18 protein-coding genes and 1 tRNA gene are annotated in these 14,022 nt (G+C 69.1%); 6 read left to right on the forward strand and 13 right to left on the reverse strand.

The window, feature by feature from the left end; all coding sequences use genetic code 11:
- The 3 genes from VMR86_20620 to VMR86_20630 all read left to right on the forward strand — a co-directional run.
- Positions 1-427: sigma-70 domain-containing protein (locus VMR86_20620; GenBank protein HTO09467.1), on the forward strand; the 427-nt coding region annotated here is incomplete at its 5' end.
- A gap of 243 nt (positions 428-670) precedes the next feature.
- The gene (locus VMR86_20625; GenBank protein HTO09468.1) at positions 671-2,737 is read left to right on the forward strand and encodes a S8 family serine peptidase; all 2,067 of its coding nucleotides are present in this window, start codon (positions 671-673) and stop codon (positions 2,735-2,737) included.
- Between the two features lie 107 nt (positions 2,738-2,844).
- Positions 2,845-3,216, forward strand: coding sequence for a nuclear transport factor 2 family protein (locus VMR86_20630; protein ID HTO09469.1), 372 nt, complete (start codon positions 2,845-2,847; stop codon positions 3,214-3,216).
- Here the strand turns inward: VMR86_20630 and VMR86_20635 are convergent.
- From VMR86_20635 to VMR86_20680, 10 genes are read right to left on the reverse strand one after another with little or no spacing between them, the layout of a single operon-like run.
- Positions 3,210-3,992 (reverse strand): SURF1 family protein, encoded by a 783-nt coding sequence (locus VMR86_20635; GenBank protein HTO09470.1) that lies wholly within the window; start codon positions 3,990-3,992, stop codon positions 3,210-3,212. The genes VMR86_20630 and VMR86_20635 overlap by 7 nt on opposite strands.
- Positions 3,989-4,813, reverse strand: coding sequence for an SCO family protein (locus VMR86_20640; protein ID HTO09471.1), 825 nt, complete (start codon positions 4,811-4,813; stop codon positions 3,989-3,991). Before VMR86_20640 ends, VMR86_20635 begins: the two co-directional genes overlap by 4 nt.
- A 10-nt stretch (positions 4,814-4,823) precedes the next feature.
- Positions 4,824-5,093: a hypothetical protein gene (locus VMR86_20645; protein HTO09472.1), complete on the reverse strand. Its 270-nt coding sequence runs from the start codon at positions 5,091-5,093 to the stop codon at positions 4,824-4,826.
- On the reverse strand, positions 5,090-5,659 hold the full coding sequence (locus tag VMR86_20650) for a cytochrome c oxidase subunit 3 (protein HTO09473.1): 570 nt from the start codon (positions 5,657-5,659) through the stop codon (positions 5,090-5,092). Before VMR86_20650 ends, VMR86_20645 begins: the two co-directional genes overlap by 4 nt.
- A 36-nt stretch (positions 5,660-5,695) precedes the next feature.
- A complete protein-coding gene (locus VMR86_20655) occupies positions 5,696-6,133 on the reverse strand; it encodes a cytochrome C oxidase subunit IV family protein (protein ID HTO09474.1) in 438 nt (145 codons plus the stop codon).
- Positions 6,134-6,146: 13 nt separating this feature from the next.
- The gene (locus tag VMR86_20660; GenBank protein ID HTO09475.1) at positions 6,147-6,737 is read right to left on the reverse strand and encodes a cytochrome c oxidase subunit 3; all 591 of its coding nucleotides are present in this window, start codon (positions 6,735-6,737) and stop codon (positions 6,147-6,149) included.
- A 16-nt stretch (positions 6,738-6,753) separates the two neighbouring features.
- A complete protein-coding gene (locus VMR86_20665) occupies positions 6,754-8,454 on the reverse strand; it encodes a cbb3-type cytochrome c oxidase subunit I (GenBank protein ID HTO09476.1) in 1,701 nt (566 codons plus the stop codon).
- Between the two features lie 4 nt (positions 8,455-8,458).
- Positions 8,459-9,166: a cytochrome C oxidase subunit II gene (locus tag VMR86_20670; protein ID HTO09477.1), complete on the reverse strand. Its 708-nt coding sequence runs from the start codon at positions 9,164-9,166 to the stop codon at positions 8,459-8,461.
- A gap of 6 nt (positions 9,167-9,172) precedes the next feature.
- Entirely contained in the window at positions 9,173-9,295 is a 123-nt protein-coding gene (locus tag VMR86_20675; GenBank protein ID HTO09478.1) for a hypothetical protein, read from the reverse strand.
- 4 nt (positions 9,296-9,299) lie between these two features.
- Positions 9,300-9,953, reverse strand: a complete 654-nt coding sequence (locus VMR86_20680) for a c-type cytochrome (GenBank protein HTO09479.1) — start codon at positions 9,951-9,953, stop codon at positions 9,300-9,302.
- Between the two features lie 231 nt (positions 9,954-10,184).
- On the opposite strand from VMR86_20680, the gene VMR86_20685 reads away from it, so the two are divergent.
- Complete coding sequence (locus VMR86_20685; GenBank protein ID HTO09480.1) at positions 10,185-10,796, forward strand: helix-turn-helix domain-containing protein; 612 nt, start codon at positions 10,185-10,187, stop codon at positions 10,794-10,796.
- Positions 10,759-11,181 (forward strand): nuclear transport factor 2 family protein, encoded by a 423-nt coding sequence (locus VMR86_20690; GenBank protein ID HTO09481.1) that lies wholly within the window; start codon positions 10,759-10,761, stop codon positions 11,179-11,181. The genes VMR86_20685 and VMR86_20690 overlap by 38 nt, the downstream gene beginning before the upstream one ends.
- On the opposite strand, the gene VMR86_20695 is transcribed toward VMR86_20690, so the two are convergent.
- From VMR86_20695 to VMR86_20705, 3 genes are all read right to left on the reverse strand, one after another.
- Positions 11,109-11,780 carry a hypothetical protein gene (locus VMR86_20695; protein HTO09482.1) on the reverse strand — a complete coding sequence of 224 codons (672 nt, stop codon included), beginning with the start codon at positions 11,778-11,780 and terminating at the stop codon, positions 11,109-11,111. The genes VMR86_20690 and VMR86_20695 overlap by 73 nt on opposite strands.
- A 125-nt stretch (positions 11,781-11,905) precedes the next feature.
- The gene (locus tag VMR86_20700) at positions 11,906-12,724 is read right to left on the reverse strand and encodes a hypothetical protein (protein HTO09483.1); all 819 of its coding nucleotides are present in this window, start codon (positions 12,722-12,724) and stop codon (positions 11,906-11,908) included.
- Positions 12,725-12,899: 175 nt separating this feature from the next.
- Positions 12,900-12,976 (reverse strand) — tRNA-Pro (locus VMR86_20705).
- A gap of 34 nt (positions 12,977-13,010) precedes the next feature.
- Here VMR86_20705 and VMR86_20710 point away from each other — a divergent pair.
- Positions 13,011-14,009, forward strand: coding sequence for a cation diffusion facilitator family transporter (locus VMR86_20710; GenBank protein ID HTO09484.1), 999 nt, complete (start codon positions 13,011-13,013; stop codon positions 14,007-14,009).
- The last annotated feature ends 13 nt before the right edge of the window (positions 14,010-14,022 follow it).

The raw sequence follows: 14,022 nt of genomic DNA on the forward strand, positions 1-14,022 counted from the left end.
GCAGAAGCTCGGCCGCGAGCCCATGCCGGAAGAGATCGCCGAAGAGATGGAGATGCCGCTCGAGAAGGTGCAGATGGTGCTCAAGATCGCGAAGGAGCCCATCTCGCTCGAGACGCCGATCGGCGAGGACGAGGACTCACATCTGGGCGACTTCCTCGAGGACAAGAAGCGCCCGTCGATCACCGACGAGGTGATCCAGCGCAACCTCGCGGCGCACACGCGCAAGGTGCTGTCGACGCTGACTCCGCGCGAGGAGAAGGTGCTCAAGATGCGCTTCGGCATCGGCGAGCGCTCCAACCACACGCTGGAGGAGGTCGGCCAGGACTTCGCGGTCACCCGCGAACGCATCCGCCAGATCGAGGCGAAGGCGCTGCGCAAGCTGCGCCATCCGTCGCGAGCGCGAGTGCTCCGAGCGTTCGTCGATTAGAGGCGGGTAGCGGCGGGCGAAGCCCGCCTGCCGCCCTCCGCTCGGCTGCGCCTCGCTGCGGGCTTCGCTTGCGTCGGCTCGTGATCGTGTCTCTGGCGCAAGAGTTCGCCTGCGTTCCGGCAAGCGGAGCGCGCAGCGAGGCGCAGCCGAGCGAAGGCCGTAGGCCGCGGCCGCCCGCGGCCGTTCACGGCTAAGACTTGATTCGCGCTTAAGCAAGGTGCGGGTCTGCCCGAAAATCTCGGGATGAGAAGGGGAATTCTCGCGCTCGGGGTGTGTCTGGCGTCGTGTGCCACCGGTCTGGGCCAGAAGGCGGAGCTGGCGCCCTTGTGGAAGCCCGTCGCCGCCACGGCCGACGCCGACAAGCTGCGCATCGACCCGCTGAACAGCGCGGTGCGCATGGGCGACAAGGGACGCCTGCACGTGGCCACCACGCTCACGACGCCGGTCGCGTGCACCACCGCCGACGGCGAGACACTCTACGGCGAGGGCGACGCGCTGGTCGTGCCCGCGCCGGCGGTGCCGGCGCCGGTCGAAGTGGTGTGCAAGTCGGGTGAGGCCGTGGCGCACGCCCAGGTCACCTTCACCGACTCCCAGACCCTGCCCGTGGCCGACCCGTACGCGGGCGGCGTGGTGCTGTTCAAGCTGCGTGAGCTCGACGAGCCGTTCAAAGATGGCACGGCGCGCAAGTCACTCGGGCTGCGCGGCTTCGACGCGAAGCTCGCGGCGCTCGGCGCGCAGGTCATGCCCGCGTTCCCCTTCGACCAGACCGGCACGCGCGATGCGGTCGGGCTGGGGCTGTGGGTGGTGATCGACTTGCCGACCGGCGTGAACTTCTACCAGGCGGTGAGCTGGATCCGCACCGATCCGGCCGTGTGGCCCGAGAGCTACCTGCCCGAGGACGCGACCTTCCTGCGCGTGGCGGCCACGCCGAGCTTCCCGACGCCGTTCGCGGCGGTGACTCGCGTGGTCGACCCCGACGCCGACGCGTACCAGAAGCAGGTGCGGCTGGGTGCGGCGAAGCGCGTCATGCCGACCCAGGCCACGCCCGACCTCTCGGCGATCGGCGCGCCGCAGGTCTGGAACGAGGAGCAGGGCGAGGGCGTGCGCATCGCGGTGATCGACACCGGCGTCGACATCGACCACGCCGCGCTGCGGCCCAACCTGCTCGACAAGCCCAACGAGCGCGGCGGCGAGGACCTCGACGGCAACGGCGTGCCCGGCGACCGCTTCGGCGCGAACCTCGCGCACATGGCGATCTCGCGCGGCGCAGAGACCCGGCTCGCGCTGGGCATCGCCGGCAACGTTTCGGACTGGGCCGGCGCCGACGATCGCACGCGCCACGACTGGGGCCACGGCACGACCGTGGCATCGATCGCCGCGGGCTCCGGCGCCACGGGTACACGCATCGGTGTCGCCCCGCGCGCGCAGATCGTCGCGGTCGACGTGCAGGAGAACCTGCGCACCTCGCTCACGCTGAAGACCGGCGACGACCCGCGCATGCGCAACGGTGACTCGACCGTGCGCCCGCTGCGCCCGATCTCGGTCTGGTCGCGCGCGGCCGGCGTGGTGTACGCCGTGGGCGAACGCGCGCGCGTGCTCACCTGCGCCTGGCCGGGCGCGCAGGCGAACTGGATCCTGCACGACGCCTTGCTCTACGCCGAGGACAACTGCGCGGTGGCGGTGTGCGGCCCCGGCGACGAGCCGGGCTCGGTCGGCGCCTACCCCGCGCACTGGCGCGAGTCCTGGCTGCGCACGCACGGCGGAGACACCGGCGTGGTCTACGACCCGTGGACCGGACAGGAGCTGCCGAGCGTCCTCTTGCGGCCGCTGCGCGGAACCGTGGTGGCCGAGACGGCGGCGAGCCCGGGGACCGAGGCCGACCTCGTGCTGCCCGAGCCGCGCGGCGAGAAGATCTCGATCGAAGGCGCGGTCTCGAACCCGTGGAACGACGGCTCGACCATTCCCGACAAGCGCGTCGCGGTAGTGACTGGCTCCGCGGCCGCGGTGGGTCTGGCCGCGGGCTCGGCGGTGCTCGTGACCGGCACGCGCCCCGACCTCGAGCCGTGGGAGGTGCGCCAGGCGCTGGTGCTGGGCGCGCCCAAGCTGCCGATCGGCCGCACGCTCTCGCTGCCCGGCGCGATCGCCGCGACCGGCCAGCTGGAGCAGGGCATGTGCCGCACGCTCATGCGCCGCGAGCCCACGAAGAAGGCCTCGTCCTGGCCGAAGATGAAGGTCAAGCTCGATCCCGCGGGCGGGGGACCGCGCAGCGGCACGGCGCCGCCGCCGGCGAGCCCCGACTCACCGCGCTGAGTCACTCCCTGCGATTACCTGGCGCGTAATCGACGCGCTGCTGCGCTCGTCGTATTCGTCTGCCCGAGCTGGCGACCCGTCGGTCGCCGCCGGAAGGAGAACGAGTCATGAGCAACCCCACCTCTCTCGTCGAACGCTATCTCGCCGCCTGGAACGAGCGCGACGCGCGGCGCCGCGCCGACCTGATCGCGAAGACCTACACCGAGGCCGCGAGCTACCTGGACTCGCACCGCAGCGGCCAGGGCCACGAGGGCTTGTCCGCCATGATCGCCGCCGTCCACGGCCAGTTCCCGGACGCCTACCGCTTCCGGCTGGCCAGCGAGGTCGAGTCACACCACGACGTGCTGCGCTTCCGCTGGGAGGCCGGCGGCACCGCCGACGCGCCGCTGCATTTCGGCGGCACGGACTTCTGCGTGGTGTCTGCGGACGGACGCCTGGCGTCGGTCACGGGCTTCACGGACTTCGCGCCGAGTCACTGAGCGGCGGAACGTGCGCGCGCGCGCGAGGCGGCTTCGGCCTGCTCGCGCGCGCGCCTGAACCCGTACTCGACGTAGGCCGCCAGACACAGCGCCGCGACCGCGAACCAGGTGATGGCATAGGCGCGGTGGTCGACCGGGCTCGCGGGCTTGGCGGCCTCGCCGATCGGCAGGCCACCGGGCTCGGGCTCCGCGGATTGCACCATGACCGGCGCCAGCGGGTACGGGATCTGCGCGGCGATCTTGGCGATCACCCCCGGGCGGTCCGGGTTGAAGCGCGCCTGGTAGGTCTTGCGGTCGGTGCGCGGGCCGGGCTGTGCGTCGCGCGTGGCGAGCTCGAGCGCCAGGCCGTGCACCTCGACGGGCTCGCCCAGCGCCTGCGGACTGCCGGGGTCGGGCGGCAGGAACTGCTGGAACGACGCCTCCGGGATCCAGCCGCGGTCGACGAGCACGCGCGGGGTGTCGTCGGCCGCGCCCTCTTCGCGCAGCGGCGTGAGCACGCGGCCGCCCAGCTCCTGCCCGCGCTCGGCGGGCACGATCATCGAGTCGGCAAGCTCGAAGCGGCCGCGTGCGATCACGCGGCGGAACGCGCTCGCCCGCGGGTCGCGGCTGGCCTCGGCGAGCGGCACCGGCTCGAGCAGGGTGCGCGCCGCCTTCTCGGCCAGGTCGCGCTCGCGCCAGTGCAGGCGGCTGATCTGCCAGAAGCCGAGCGCGCAGAACGCGGCCACCGCGCACAGCGTGAGCACCGTGGGACCGCGGCCGGGCTGGAACGAGCTCACGATGCGCCCGCCACCTCGACCAGCGCCGCGCGCAGCTCGTCGACGGAGTGCTCGAGCCCGAGGAAGCGCTTCGCGATCCGGCCGTCGCGGTCCACCACGAAGGTCGCGACCACGTGGTCGATCGCGCCGTCGGGCGTGCGCAGCGTGCCCACTCCGAAGCGGCGCACCACGTCGGCCACGTCGGCCTCCGGCCCGGTGAGGAACGACCAGTCCGAGAGATCCGCGCCCCGGTCCTGCGCGTAGCGCGTGAGCGCCGCGGGTGTGTCGTTCGCGGGATCGAGCGTGATCGACACGAAGCGCGTGTGCGCGCGGGTCTCGGGCGGGAGCGCGCGCTGCAGCTCGACGTGCTTGGCGGTGAGGATCGGACACGGGCCCATGCAGTGCGTGTACACGAAGTCGAGCAGCAGCGTCGTGCCCCGCAGCGAGGCCAGGGTCACGGGCTGGCCGGCCTGGTCGATCAGCGAGAACGCGGGCGCGGGGTCGCGCTCGTTCACCATCGACGAGACACTCGGCGCGCGCACCGCTCCGGACGCACCCTCGGCGCGCGCGCCCACGATGCGGAAGCTGCGCTCACTCACCTCGAGGTCGAACTCGATGCGCCGGCCCGGCGCCAGGCGCTCGAGCACCGCGGGGTCGGGCACGTCGAAGCTCATGGTCATCGCATCCATCAGGCCGGGAATCGCCTCGTGCGCGATCACGGCCTGATGCTGCTCGCGGTCGACCGACTCGACGGTGCCGTGACCCACGTACACGTTGCGCCGGCAGCCGGCAGCCGCGCACACCACGAGCCCCAGTGCGGCGAGGAGGGCGAGCGCGCGCACGGCCCGATCGCTACGGCTGGCGGCTGGCCCGCGCGGGGCTGGTCGGCAGGTGGATCACGCCGGTCGCTTCCTCCGCGGCCATGCGACGCGCGCGGCGCACGAGCCACCACACGAACCCGCCCACGACGACCAGCGGCGTCACGCTGAGGAAGATCGAGGCGGTGATGAACGCCCACTGCACGGCCGAGCTCGAGGCGGCGATGCACGAGTCACACGCCAGCGCCGTCGCGGGCAGCGACGAGGCAGCGAGCACGAGCACGGCGGCCAGCAGAAGCTTCACGACAGGTAGACCCGCCAGTAGAGGATCGGCCAGATCCCGACCACGAAGTACCAGAAGATCTCGGCCGCAGCCAGAGTGTTGCGCGGCACCGAGCGCCGCCCCAGCCGCACCCAGGCGTAGATCAGGATCCCGAGCGCCACGACCGCGTGCAGCGCGTGCGCGCCGACGATCAGGTAGAAGAAGCTGCCCAGGTTGCTCGAGCGCAGCGTCAGCCCCTGGCGGAGCATCTGGGCCCACTCGCGGCCCTGCAGCAGCACGAAGCTGCCGCCCAGGACGATCGCCGCGGCGAGCCCGTAGCGCAGCTTCCCGAGCTCCACCGTGTAGCGCCGGCGAACGAAGTACAGCACCACGCCGCTCGCGACCAGCAGGGAGGTGTTGAACGCGGTCTGCTCGATCGGCAGGCGCGGCTGCCCGGGCGGCGGCCACAGCACGGCCGAGCCGCGCATGATCGTGAAGGCCGAGATGAAGCCCGAGAACAGCATCACCTCGGTGAACACGAAGATCAGCATGGCCAGAACCGCGCTCGGGACGAGCTCCGCGCGGCCCCTGGGTCGGAGCTCGATCACGCGCCGGGGGGTTTGCGCGGCCAGCAGAAGACCTCCTCAGTGCTCCTCGTGCTCGGCGGCGGGCTCGGCCGGTTCGCCGTGCTCCTCACCGTGCTCGGCACCCATCATGGTGGCGTGGATCGAGCCGTCGAGCCAGGCGGGCTTGGTCCAGTTCCGGCCCTGCGGCTTCATCACGTCGGGCGCGGTGCCGGCGAAGAACAGGAACATGAACACGAGCGCGGTCACGATGAAGTAAGTCACATACTTCGCCGCGAGGTTGATGTGCATGAAGTTCTTCGCGACGAGATAGGCCTTCACCAGTGCGATCCCGAAGGCCGTGATCAGCGTGACGATCTTGATGCCCAGGAACGGGCCCGCCACGCTGATGCACAGGAGCACGCACAGGATCGCCCAGATCTGCCAGTAGTTGGGGTGGTGCGTGTGCTCGCCGGTGCCGTGCCCGTGATCGTGTGAGTCGTGTGCGGGTGAAGTCATTGGCTTTCCTGTCTCACTTCGCGATGTAGAGCAGCGGGAAGAGGAAGATCCAGACCACGTCGACGAAGTGCCAGTAGATCCCGATCAGCTCCACGCGCTGCAGCTCCTGGCCCTTGCGCGCCGCCGGCGCGATGAACAGCATGATGGTTACGCCCGCGATCACGTGCGCCGCGTGAATGCCGCACGCCGTGTAGTAGAACGCCCAGAACGGGCTCGACGAGATCGTGAAGCCGTGGTGGATCTCGGTGGGCCACTCGTACAGGAACTTGATCCCCGCGAAGATCAGCCCGCCCAGTGCCGTCAGGTACAGCTGGCGCGCCGCCTTCGGGCCGTTGCCCTCCTCGGCGTACTTGTGACCGAGCACGGCGGCGAGGCTCGACGTGAGCAGCACGAAGGTGTTGATCGTGCCGACCAGCGTGTTCGTGTGCGCGGCCTGCTGCGCGAATGCGTCGTGCGACAGGCGGAACATGATGTAGCTGCCGAGGAGCCCGCCGAAGATCACGATCTCCGACGCGATCACCCACCACACGGCCAGCCGGCCGGTCGGCATCCCGGCGGCGCTGCGCGTCGTGGCGATCGGTCGGCCTGCTGCGGTTGCGGACATGCGTGGCTTCTCCTCGTCAGCTCGGCGCGTTCTGCGGCCAGTAGTCTTCGGCGCGGTCGGGGTGACTGTACTCGTACGGGCCGCGGTACACGGTGGGCAGCGTGGGCCAGTTGCCGTGCGGCGGCGGCGAGGCGGCGGTCCACTCGAGCGTGTTCGAGCGCCACGGGTTCTGCTCGGCCTTCGGACCCCACAGGAGGCTGGTCACGAAGTTGTAGATGAAGATCAGCTGCGCCGAGAGCATGACCAGAAGCGAGATCGTCGCGAACGAGCGCAGATGCTGCAGCGTCGGCGTCGAGAGCTCCGTGAAGTTCGTGTAGTCGAAGATGCGCCGGTGATCGCCCATCAGGCCCGTGAAGAACAGCGGGATGAAGATGCAGTTGAACGGCACGAAGGTGAGCCAGAAGTGCAGCCGGCCCAGCGTGTCGTTCATCATCTTCCCGAACATCTTCGGGAACCAGAAAGTCAGTCCGGCGTACGTCCCGATGATCGCGATCGGGAAGAACGTGTAGTGGAAGTGCGCGAGCACGAAGTAGGTGTCGTGCAGGTAGATGTCGGCGCCGCTCGAGCCCAGGAAGATGCCGGTGACTCCGCCGATCAAGAACGAGCCGATGAAGCCCAGCGCCCAGAGCATGGGGGTGTTGAGCGTGATCGAGCCGCCGTACAGCGTGGCGATGTAGACGAACATCATCTCGGCGATCGGGATCGAGATGATCAGCGTCGTGACCGTGAAGATGTTCGCCATGCGCGGGTCGATGCCCGCGACGAACTGGTGGTGCGCCCAGACCGTGAACGACAGCACGCCCGTGAAGATGGCCGTGTGCAGCACGGTCTTGTACGCGAACAGCTTCTTGCGCGACATGGTGGTGATGATCTCGGCCGTGATTCCCACCGCCGGCAGCAGCACCACGTACACCTCGGGGTGACCGAAGAACCAGAACAGGTGCTGCCAGAGGATCGGGTCGCCGCCGCGGTTGGGGTCGAAGAACGCGGTGCCGAGGCGCTGATCGAACAGGAGCATGATCGCGCCGGCGATCAGCGGACCGACCGACGCCATGAACAGGATGCTCGCGATCACGATCATCCACACCACGATCGGGATGTCGTGGAACTTCATCCCCGGGGCGCGTGAGTTCATCGCGGTGGTCACGAAGTTGATGCCGCCCAGGAGGAACGCCACGAACTCGAGTGCCACCGCCAGCACGAACACCGTCGAGCCGTCGCCGGTGAGTGAGTACTGCGCCTTGGCCGAGAGCGGCGGATACATGGTCCAGGCGCCGGCGAAGCCACCGCCCGGCACGAAGAACGACACCACCAGCACGATCGAGGACAACAGGAAGATCTGGTACGAGAGCCGGTTGATGCGCGGGAACACCATGTCGTCCGCGCCGATCATGAGCGGGATGAGGTAGTTCCCGAAGGCCGCGATCAGCACCGGCATCGCGACCCAGAAGATCATGATCGCGCCGTGGTTCGTGATCAGCATGTTGTAGTCGGCGGGAGTCACGAGCCCCCAGCCCGGCACGTGCGTGCCGGGGAAGGCCATCTGCATGCGGAACACGTAGGCGAAGAAGGCGCCGATCATGCCCATCGCCATGCCGGTGAACATGTACTGGAAGCAGATGATCTTGTGGTCGGTCGAGAGCAGATACTTCGAGACGAACGACTGCTCAGGATGGTGCGCGTGCTCGTCGTGGTGCTCTGCCTGCTGAGTGACCATGGCCCTACTCTCCCGCGGCCGACGCGGTGGTCGTGCCGTACCCCGACAGCCACGCCGTGTGTTGTTCGGGTGTCTCGATGATCACGCGCGCGGGCATGAGCCCGTGGCCGAAGCCGCAGATCTCCGCGCACTGGATCTCGTACGTGCCCGTCTTCATCGGCCTGAACCAGCCGGTCACGATGCGCCCGGGGATCGCGTCCTGCTTCAGCCGGAACACGGGGATCGACAGACTGTGCAGCACGTCGCGCGCCTCGAGCTTGTACTCGTAGGTCTTGTTCACGACCAGGTGCAGCTCGTCGACGGTCTTGATGTCGTCGGCGGTGTCGAGCTTACCGTCGGGGCCGGGGTCCACGAAGCTCCAGGCCCACTGCTGCGCCACGATGCGCACGGTCTGGTCCGCGGGCGGAACGTCCTGCTTGACCTTGTACCAGACGTTGATCGCGATCGCGACGATGAAGACGTCGCAAACCATGATCACGTAGTGCGGCCAGGTGATCCAACGCTTCTCGTGCTTCAGCTCGCCCGTGATGTACTGCGCCTTCACGCCGGGCTTCTTGCGCCAGCTCAGGATCAGCCACAGGAACACGCCCTCGGCCAGCACGAACCAGAAGGCGATCACGATCCAGAACACGACGTCGAAGATGTAGTCGATGTCGTGTGCGTAGCTCGAGACTTGTGGGACGAAGTACTCGATCAGGTTCTTGCTGAACATCTCGACTCACCCCGCCATGATCACGAAGAAGAACGACGCGGCGATCCAGGCCGCGATGCCCGCCATCGAGATCAGGAAGATCTCGCGGGCGAGCCCTTCGGCAGTCTCTTCGTGCTTGTCATCGGCCATCGACTTACTCCGAACCGGCGCCGGGAGCGACGCCCTTCAACGTGGCGACGTGCGCCAGCAGGTCCTTGAGCGACTGCTCGTCGCTCAGGATCATGGCCATCGGCCGCATCGCCGAGCCGCCGATGTCGCGCGGGTCGCTGCCGCGGACCCCCGCCTGGTAGTTCTTGAGCTGCGTGTGCAGGTACCAGTCACTGGTGTGCGCGAGCGGCGGCGCGCCGACGGCCTGCATGCCCTCGCCGTTCAGCCCGTGACAGCCGCTGCACGGCGCGTAGAGCGCGGCGCCCTTGGCCGGGTCACCGCCCGTGAGCGTGAAATCCTTCACCTTGGGCAGCGTGGCGATGTAGGCCGCGACCGACTTGATGTCTTCCGGCGTCTTCAGCCACTTCGCCATGCCGCGCATCCGCATGCCGGCGATGTCGTCGAAGTGAGCCGCGCGCTCGTTGTCGCGGAACTTCCCGATCTGCGTCTCGATGTACCAGGCGTCGAGGCCGGCGATCGACGGCGCGAGCGCCGCCGCGTCGCCCTGCGCCTGCGCGCCGTGGCAGTGACTGCACATCGAGAACAACTCCTTGCCGCGTGCCAGGTCCTGCGCGGAAGCGTTGCCAGCGAGTGCGAGCGAGAGCGCCGCGAACAAGAGAACTGCCTTGCGCTGCCCCATCGAACCCTCTCCGAGGTATCCCCAAAACCTCGAGCCGCGACGTGCCCCAATGCTCTCGCCGCGTGGGGAATGCTCCGGCTGTTTACTTGGGTCGCCGAGCCGGGTCAAGCGAGCCGGGCGCGCACCGGGGGCGTGCATCCATATGCTGCGGCTGGGGAATGGGATCACGGGGCGATCCGCCTCAGGGCCAGTTATTGACTATACGTTCAATAACACGATAAGCTCCCGCACATGGTCCGCCCCCGACAGTTCGATCCCGCCGCGGTCGACGCCGCCCTCCTGGGGGTGTTCTGGGCGCGCGGGTACGCGCGCGCCTCGATCGAGGAGATCGCCGACGCCACGGGTCTCCTGCGCGGCAGCCTGTACGCGGCCTACGGCAGCAAGGAGGACATGTTCCGGGCCGCCGTGCGCCGCTATGTCGCGGACTTGGCGGCCGCGCTCGCCACGGAGCGGCGCGGGCTCGGAGCGCTCGAGCACGTGCTCGAGACGGTCGTGCGCCTCACGGTCGAGGACCCGGAGCGCCGCGGCTGCGTGATCCTGAACGCGGTCCCCGAAGCGCACGCGCTCTCGGGGAAGACCCGAGCCGAGCTCGCGCGCGCGCTCGAGTCGATGCCCGCGCTCCTGCGCGCGCGGCTGCGCGAGGCGGCGGCCGACGCCGGCGCGGCGCTCGAGCTCGAGCCGCTCGTCGCCCTTCTGTTCGCAGCGACCGTCTCGATCCGCGTGCTCGGGCGCGCCGGAATGGATTCGGGACTGCTGCGCGACATCGCCCGGGGGGCGATCGAAGCCGCCAGGAGAGGAGTGACTCATGCCGATCGACCCGACCGAACGCCAACGACGCAGTGACCTGGTGCGCGCACACTTCGCCGCCGAGAACGCGCACGACGCCGATGGCATCCTCGGCACCTTCGCGCCCGAGGCAGTCATGCTCTACAACCGCCAGGTGTTTCCCGACCCGGTCAGCATCCGCGCGGGTCACAGCTACATCGGCATGACCGCCGCGCCCGGAGCCTTCGCCGGCCTGCGCGCCGAGATCGACGCCGAGCACTTCACCGACGCCGAAGTCGTGATCGAGGGGCGACTCACCGGCAAGCACGCCGCGGAGTTCGGCGGCTTCCCGCCCACCGGCCGCGAGGTCGAGCTGCCCTTCGTGTCGTTCTACCGCTTCGACGCGGCGGGAAAGCTCGTCTCGGAGCGCGTGGTGATGAACCTGGGCCCGCTGCGCGAGTGACCGAGCAACACGGCTGCGAGACAGAAGGGAAGCCAGGCCAGCGCGCCAGGCTCGGGAGTGACCTCGATCGCGTCGATCGTGGCTAGAAGACCCGTGCCGTGCTCGAACAAGACGCCGGCTTGTACGATCGACCAATGGGACAGCTCGAACGGCACCGCCGTGAGATGCGACGAGTGCAGCGTCCCCGGGTCACCCGTGAAGGAGAGGTCCATGCCGGAGCTCAGAGCATCGAAATACACGTTGTCCTGGGACCCCGAAGTCACTTCGTCCCACACCTCGGCCGAGAAGTCCTGCTGGGCCGTGAAGTGGAAGTTGCCGACGTCGAGTACGAACCCTGCCGGAGGAGACGCGAGCAGATAGGAGGTCACGGTCGCCCCGTCTCCGAGGTCGGTGATTTGCTCCACCGGCGCGCTCGTGTCGAGCACGATCGAGCCGTGCACGCTGGCACCGACGAACACGGAGTCGTCGAGCTGAACGGACGGGCTGTAGTCGGTCACCATCCCCGAGAACTGGATCGTCAGCGACGCAGCCCGCGCCGAGGCACCGATACTCGATACCAACACCGCAGACACCGCGAGCGTGAGCCACCGGCGAGCCACGCGGGGATTGTCCCATACGTATCCCGCAAGCCCAAGCGCAAGTGAGCTTGCGTCACGGCCCGCGGATCGGACTCAGTTCTTCTCGAACTCGGCCTGCCCGTGCTCCTGCCGCGCCGGCCGTTGCGCTAGGTCAGCTTTCGTCTCGCCGCGCTCAAGCAGAGCAAGCCGACGGCCAACAGCGCCCCCTCGACGGGCTCCGGCGCGAGGAACACACCGGATCCAGACGTCCAGGGCACGCCTTCGGGCAGCAGCAGCGAGAGGTGCGCAGTGTCACCGAAGTTCACCTCGGAGACGTGCGTGTGATCGCCCTGGTTGTTGTGGCTGATCGCGCTCGAGGTCCCGAGCCGCGCGTCGAAGCTGAAAGTGGGTGTCGACGGGGTGACGAGGAAGCTCGACGTGAGCACGACGTGCACGTTCTCGAGGTCGTCGATGTCGGCCGAATAGGTCGCGGCGCCCACGATCCGGGGATTGTCGAGGAAGAGACCGCCGCCGCCGCTGTACTCCTCGACGAAGACGGACGCGGTGTTCTCCTGGGTCTGGGTGTAGGTAGTCAGGAACGCGGCCAGCTGGGGGAAGGACTGGAATCCAACGGGATCATTGAGCAGGAACGCGCCGGAGACGTCCATGCGGAGCTCGACGATCCCGCTGTAGCCGCCTCCGACGGTGATCGTGTCGGAGATGTTGGCGATCGCGCTAGCGCCCGCGTTCACATCGATCGTTCCGGACGAGTAGGCCTGCGCGATGCTGTGAGACTTCAGCACTCCGGTCACGAGATCGGCCGTCGCCTCTCCGGTGCCGACCACCTCGTTGCCGTGACCGTCGTCGACCGGGTCATGTGCCGAGCAGGTGGCGAACTCGGTTCCGGTTTCCTGGAGACCCTGGCAGGTCGCCGTGGCGGGAGCCGCCTGCGCAAGGGACGGGCAGACCGCGACGAGCAGGATCACGGCTGCCGGCAACAGACCGATCCGAGATGGCATGGCGGCTCTCCCAGAGACTCGTGAGCCCTTGCGGGAGAATGCGCCTCCACAGGCGAGAGAATCAAGCGCTACCGGCGCTTCCCGAAGTATCTGGAAGCGGGCTGCCGTGCTGTCCGTTACGAAAAGGGGAACAAGAGTCTCATGGTCGGGGCGGGCGGATTTGAACCGCCGACCTCTTGGTCCCGAACCAAGCGCGCTACCAAGCTGCGCTACGCCCCGACGAGGCGCCGCAGCATAGCGCTAAGGTCTCGGCGTGAGCCACCTGGGTGCGAATCGGGGCCAGCGCAGCCCGGCCGTGCAGGCGGGGCTGATCTCGCTCGTGGCGAGCGTGGTGATCCTGGCCGCGAAGCTGGCGGCCTATCTCTACACGGGCTCCATGGCGCTCCTGGCCGATGCGGCGGAGTCGAGCGTGAACGTGATCGCCGCGTCGGTCATGACCTTCAGCGTGGCGGTCTCGCGCCGGCCGCCGGACGCCGACCACCCCTACGGCCACGGCAAGGCCGAGCCGCTGTCGGCGGCGGTCGAGGGGGCGCTCGTGGCGGGGGCGGCGCTCTTCATCGCGGTCGAGGCGGTGCGGCGGCTGGTCGTGGGGACGGAGCTCGGGCACCTGGGGCTCGGCATGGCGATCTCGGCGGCGGCCGGAGTCGCGAACCTGGTGCTGGGGGCGTATCTGCTGTGGGTCGCGCGGCGCGAGCGCTCCGAGGCGCTGCGGGCCGACGGCGTGCACGTGCTCTCGGACACGGTCACGACGGCGGCGAGCATCGCCGCGCTGGTCGCCGTGCAGGTCAGCGGCGTGGCTCTGATCGACCCGGTCGTGGCGCTGGTCGTGGCGGCGAACCTGGCCTGGGCGGGCGCGCGCGTGGTGCGCGGGTCACTCACGGGTCTGCTCGACGAGGCGGACTTCGGGCAGCTCGAGAGACTCGCCAAGGTGCTCGAGGGCGCGCGGCGGCCGGAGTGGTGTGACATCCACCAGCTGCGCTCGCGCGCGGGCGGCACGCGCCGTCACGTCGACCTGCACCTGGTGGTGCCGCGCTACTTCACCATGGACGAGGCGCATCGGGTCGAGGACGGGCTGGAGCAGGTGCTCGGGCATTCGATCGAAGGCGACGAGGATCTGGTGGTGCACATCGATCCCTGCCGGCCCGTCCACTGCGCGGGCTGCGCCATGCCGGCCTGCCCGGTGCGCTCGGCGCCGCCGGGCGAGCGGGCGGTGTTCGACGTGGACCACCTCACTCGCCCTGGGCCCATCTGAATCAGGGCGCGGC

This window comes from Myxococcota bacterium (assembly GCA_035498015.1).
GTDB lineage: Bacteria > Myxococcota_A > UBA9160 > SZUA-336 > SZUA-336 > VGRW01.

Bases quoted from the DNA above. Each gene is read 5' to 3' on its own strand.
- VMR86_20625 (HTO09468.1), top strand. From the start codon at position 671: ATGAGAAGGGGAATTCTCGCGCTCGGGGTGTGTCTGGCGTCGTGTGCC.
- VMR86_20630 (HTO09469.1), top strand. From the start codon at position 2,845: ATGAGCAACCCCACCTCTCTCGTCGAACGCTATCTCGCCGCCTGGAAC.
- VMR86_20655 (HTO09474.1), bottom strand. From the start codon at position 6,133: ATGACTTCACCCGCACACGACTCACACGATCACGGGCACGGCACCGGC.
- VMR86_20660 (HTO09475.1), bottom strand. From the start codon at position 6,737: ATGTCCGCAACCGCAGCAGGCCGACCGATCGCCACGACGCGCAGCGCC.
- VMR86_20665 (HTO09476.1), bottom strand. From the start codon at position 8,454: ATGGTCACTCAGCAGGCAGAGCACCACGACGAGCACGCGCACCATCCT.
- VMR86_20670 (HTO09477.1), bottom strand. From the start codon at position 9,166: ATGTTCAGCAAGAACCTGATCGAGTACTTCGTCCCACAAGTCTCGAGC.
- VMR86_20675 (HTO09478.1), bottom strand. From the start codon at position 9,295: ATGGCCGATGACAAGCACGAAGAGACTGCCGAAGGGCTCGCCCGCGAG.
- VMR86_20680 (HTO09479.1), bottom strand. From the start codon at position 9,953: ATGGGGCAGCGCAAGGCAGTTCTCTTGTTCGCGGCGCTCTCGCTCGCA.
- VMR86_20685 (HTO09480.1), top strand. From the start codon at position 10,185: ATGGTCCGCCCCCGACAGTTCGATCCCGCCGCGGTCGACGCCGCCCTC.
- VMR86_20690 (HTO09481.1), top strand. From the start codon at position 10,759: ATGCCGATCGACCCGACCGAACGCCAACGACGCAGTGACCTGGTGCGC.